At 70.9% G+C, this 4665-nt stretch carries 5 protein-coding genes; all 5 read right to left on the bottom strand.

Going from position 1 to position 4665, the window contains the following annotated elements:
- A partial coding sequence (locus tag WD250_12300; GenBank protein MEX2620984.1) for a hypothetical protein occupies positions 1–914 on the bottom strand: 914 nt, incomplete at its 3' end.
- Between the two features lie 105 nt (positions 915–1019).
- On the bottom strand, positions 1020–1898 hold the full coding sequence (ftsX, locus tag WD250_12305) for a permease-like cell division protein FtsX (protein MEX2620985.1): 879 nt from the start codon (positions 1896–1898) through the stop codon (positions 1020–1022).
- Positions 1888–2574, bottom strand: a complete 687-nt coding sequence (gene ftsE / locus WD250_12310; protein MEX2620986.1) for a cell division ATP-binding protein FtsE — start codon at positions 2572–2574, stop codon at positions 1888–1890. Before ftsE ends, ftsX begins: the two co-directional genes overlap by 11 nt.
- 153 nt (positions 2575–2727) lie before the next feature.
- Positions 2728–3817 (bottom strand): peptide chain release factor 2 gene (prfB, locus tag WD250_12315; protein ID MEX2620987.1). Its coding sequence is split into 2 segments (ribosomal slippage): positions 2728–3801 and positions 3803–3817, totalling 1089 coding nucleotides; the frame shifts between segments, so codons are not numbered across the junction.
- A gap of 100 nt (positions 3818–3917) precedes the next feature.
- The gene (locus tag WD250_12320; protein ID MEX2620988.1) at positions 3918–4472 is read right to left on the bottom strand and encodes a hypothetical protein; all 555 of its coding nucleotides are present in this window, start codon (positions 4470–4472) and stop codon (positions 3918–3920) included.
- Positions 4473–4665: the final 193 nt, after the last annotated feature.

Consider the following 4665-nt stretch of genomic DNA (forward strand, 5'->3'; position numbering starts at 1 on the left):
GGGGGCGCCGCGGCGGACGGGCGGGGGCGGGGGGCGGTGGCCGCCGCCACCCGCCGCGACTCCTCCGCGGCCAGGCGGCGGGCCGCCTCAGCCCGGCGAGCCTCCTCGGCCTGCCGGCGCAGCTCCGCCTCCAGCTGCTCGCTCTCGGTCTTCAACGAGTCGATCAGGGCCACGTGGGTGGCCCGGTCCGCGTTCAGCTCCGCGAGCATGGTCGCGTGGCGGTCGGCCTCGGCGGCCACCGCATCGTGCAGGGCCTGCTGCTCGTCGACCATGCCCGCGACCCGGTCGCGCTCGACGGCCGCGACCTGGCGCTCGGCCTGGTGGCGCTCCTGCACCAGCGCGAGCTCGGCCGCTGCCGCCTGCACCTCGCGCTCCAGGTTGCCCACCAGCGTGATGGCGTCCTGGTCGGTGCCGAGGACCCGCTGCGCGTAGGAGAGCGCCCGGTTGAACTCGGTGACGTCGCTGATGCCGAACAGCATCGAGGTGTTGCCGCCGCCCGACCCCCCGTACATGTACGCGGCACGGGCACGGGCAGCCAGCGTGTCGCGGGCGCCGTCGAGGTCCTCGCGGGTCTGGGCCAGGTGCTGCTGGGTGCGTTCGAGGTCGGCGGTCGTCGCCCCGAGGGTCGCGTCGGCCTCCGACAGCGCCGCCTGGGCGGTGTACAGCTCGCCGGTCAGGGCCTGCAGGCGGGTGTCGAGCGCCGCCTGGCGCGCCTGGGACTCCTCGAGGTCGCTCATGGTCACCGACCGGCGCCCATCGAGCTGGCGCAGGTCGCCGCGCACGCTGTCCAGCCGGTCGTGGACCGCGTCCAGCTGCGACCGGGGTGAGGAGACGGCGATCCCGCCGGTCAACGGCAGCAGCAGGCCGGTCACGCAGAGCAGCGTCACCACGCGTCGGCCCCGACGCTCATTCATCCTGACCCCAGGCACGCGGACAACCATAGTGGCACCCAGTCACGTCTGGCAACCGCAACAACTCCAGCAACAGGACCCCGGCCCACCCGGGTGTGGCTGCCGGCACTAGACCGCCAGGAACCGTCGCAGGGACACGAAGGAGGCCATGGCCGCGATCCCCGCCCCGACCAACATCAAGATCGGCACCACGCTCAGGAAGTCGTCCGTGCCCACGAACGGCACGAAGAAGATCTGCTGGCGCAGCCCGTCGACCAGCGTCTGCAGCCCCACGTAGAGCAGGAGGCTCGCCAGGGTCGCCCCCAGCACGCCGGCGACCACCCCCTCCAGCACGAAGGGCAGCCGGATGTACCAGTTGGTCGCCCCCACCAGCTTCATGATCCCGGTCTGCTCACGCCGCGCGAACGCCGTGATGCGGATGGTGTTGAAGATCAGCGCCACGGCCGCGCCGAGCTGCAGAAGCGCGACCACCAGGGCGCCGTTGCGCAGCGCCTCCATGACGGAGAAGAACCGCTCGAGGACGTCGCGCTGGTCAACGACCTCGTCCACGCCGGGATACCCGGAGAACTGGGAGGCCACCACGGCATACTGCTCGGGGTCGGTCAGCTGGACCCGGAACGAGGCCGGCAGGTCGTCGGGGGTCACGCTGTCCTGCATGACCGGGTCGTCGGCGAAGATCTCCTGGAAGTGGGCGAACGTGTCCTCTTTGGACTCGTAGAGGACGTCCTCCACGACCGGGCTGCCGACCAGGTCCTCGTGCAGCGAGTCGCGGGTGCTCGCCGCGATGCCGTCCTGGAGGAAGATGGAGACCTCCACCTGGGCGTAGAACAGGTCCCGGGCGAGGTCGACCTGCTTCTGCACCAGCAGGGCCGCGCCGAGCAGCGCGAGGCTCACCGTCACCGTCACGATGGTGGCGACGATCATCAGGGTGTTGCGCCGCAGGCCCGTGGTGAGCTCGGCGACGAGGTAGCGGCCCCTAGGACCCATAGCCGTACACCCCGCGCGTCTGGTCGCGGACGAGCACCCCGTCCGACAGCTCCACCACCCGCCGACGCATCGAGTCGACGATGTGCTGGTCGTGGGTGGCCATCACCACGGTCGTCCCCGTGCGGTTGATGCGGTCGAGCAGCTTCATGATCCCGACGCTGGTCGTGGGGTCGAGGTTGCCGGTGGGCTCGTCGCAGAGCAGGATGCGCGGGCGGTTGACGAACGCCCGGGCGACCGACACGCGCTGCTGCTCCCCCCCGGACAGCTCGTGCGGCATCGCATCGTGCTTGTGGCCGAGCCCGACGAGGTCGAGCACCTCGGGGACGGTCTCGCGGATGGCGCTGCGGGGCTTGCCGATGACCTCGAGCGCGAACGACACGTTCTCCGCGACGGTCTTGTTGTCGAGCAGCTTGAAGTCCTGGAACACACAGCCGAGCTCGCGTCGCAGGGCGGGGATGCGCCAGGTCTTCAGGCTGTTCAGCCGCTTGCCGGCGACGAAGATCTCCCCGGTGTCGGGGTTCTCGTCCTTCAGCAGCAGCTTGATGAACGTGCTCTTGCCCGACCCCGAGGCGCCCACCAGGAAGACGAACTCACCCTTGACGATCTCCAGGGTGACGTCCTTCAGCGCGACCACACTGTTCTTGTAGGTCTTGGTGACGTTGTCGAGTCGGATCACAGGGGTGGCCTCGCGCCTACCGGCGGGGGATCGGGAGAGGGCAGCGCAGGCCCGGACATCGGACGACGCATCAACGGCGAAGCGTAGCACCGGAGTCCTCCCGCAACCACGAGGCGCCCCTGGCCGTCGGGGCGGTGGCCCGGCGCCGGTCCCCTACTCCGATGACGTCTCGCCATCGCTCTTGCGGTCGCTGTCGCCCCGGGCCTTCCACTGCAGGTACGCGGCGATGAACGGGTCGAGGTCGCCGTCCAGGACGTCGGAGGTGTTGCCGGTCTCCTGCCCCGTGCGATGGTCCTTGACCATCTGATAGGGGTGCAGGACGTACGAGCGGATCTGGCTGCCCCAGGCCACCTCCTGCTGCTCGCCGCGCACGGCGTCCAGCTCCTCCTCCCGCTTCTGGCGCTCCAGCTCGGCGAGCTTGGCGCGCAGCAACGTCATCGCCGTGGCCTTGTTCTGCAGCTGGCTGCGCTCGTTCTGGCAGGCCACGACGATGCCGGTCGGCAGGTGCGTGAGCCGCACCGCGGAGTCTGTCGTGTTGACCCCCTGCCCGCCTGGACCCGAGGACCGGTAGACGTCGACGCGCAGGTCGTCCTCGCCGACCGTCACGTCGGTGTCCACCTCGTCGAGCAGCGGCACGACATCGAGGCTGGCGAACGCGGTGTGGCGACGCTTCTGCGCGTCGAACGGGCTGATCCGCACCAACCGGTGCACGCCCCGCTCGGCGTGCAGCAGCCCGTACACCCGTGGTCCGTGCACGGTGAACGTCGCCGAGCGGATCCCCGCCTCGTCGCCCTCCTGCTCGTCGTGGAGATCGACCTTGAAGCCGCGGCGCTCGGACCAGCGCAGGACCATGCGCTCCAGGGTCTCCGCCCAGTCCTGGGAGTCGGTGCCGCCGGCACCCGCGTGCACCGTGACCACGGCGTCGCGGTTGTCGTGCTCCCCCGAGAGCAGCACCCGGATCTCCAGGTCCGCCAGCGCGTGCGCCAGCACGGACAGTCCCTCGTCCACCTCGGTGGCGGTCGCCTCGTCGTCCTCCTCGCGGGCGAGGTCGTTCAGCACGGACAGGTCGGACAGCCGGGCGGAGAAGTCCTCGACCACGCGGATGTCGTCCTCGACCGCGGACAGCTCCCCCATCACCCGCTGGGCGGTGGCGGGGTCGTCCCAGAGGTCGGGTGACGCGGCGGCGGCGTTCAGCTCGGTCAGCCGGCGACGCTTGCCGTCGACGTCAAAGGTACTCCTTCACGTCGGCGAGCTTCGCCTCGTACTCCGCGAGCGTCGCACGGTGATCGGTGGCCACGGCACATCTCCTCGAATCGCGTCCTGCGAGCGTAGCGCCCGCCACCTCACATCGTGCGGCGGGCCTCCGCCACGGGCGCCGCGACCAGCTCGGCCAGTGCGTGCAGCAGCCGGCGCGCCGCCGCCTCGTCCGCCACGTCGTCGGCCAGGCGCAGGAACAGCGCGTGGGCCCCGTCCCAGACGGTCGTGGGCACGTTGGACACCCCGCACTCGTCGCGCGCCTCCTGGTGCCACAGCCCGACCTCCGCGCGCCACCGCTCCGCGTCGGCGGTGAAGGCGTCGAGGTCCAGGCCCACCTTGGAGCCGAGCGCCAACCACGCCTCCACGCTCGACACCTCCTCGTCGTGGTCGTGCACCGCGCCGAACGCCGCGTCGATGAATGCCGCGTGGACGTGCGGTCCCGCGTCGCGGGCGAGCTCACCGAGGGCGAGGAGCTCCAGGCCGGTGCTCGGCTGCTCGCGATCCCACGGGCTCGACTCGGCGTCCTGCGAGTACGGCCGGACCTCCACGCCTGCCCGCTCCGGCAGCAGCGACAGCCACTTCCAGGCCCGGTAGCTGGCCGGGTCCTGGAAGTCGAGGTAGATGGCGGTGAGGTTCAACACGGCGACAAAGTCCTATCCCGCAAGCGGCTGCGGTAACCCGACCTGCCTCCCCTATGCTCGTCGTCCACCATGAACCATATCGGTGACTACGCCCTGCTCGGGGACTGCCACTCCGAAGCCGTAGGGCCCTGTAGGGCCCGCAGCCGGTCGGCTACAGTGATGAGCAGCCGGGCGCGGGGGGGGGGGGGGCGGC

This window comes from Egibacteraceae bacterium (assembly GCA_040905805.1).
GTDB lineage: Bacteria > Actinomycetota > Nitriliruptoria > Euzebyales > Egibacteraceae > DATLGH01.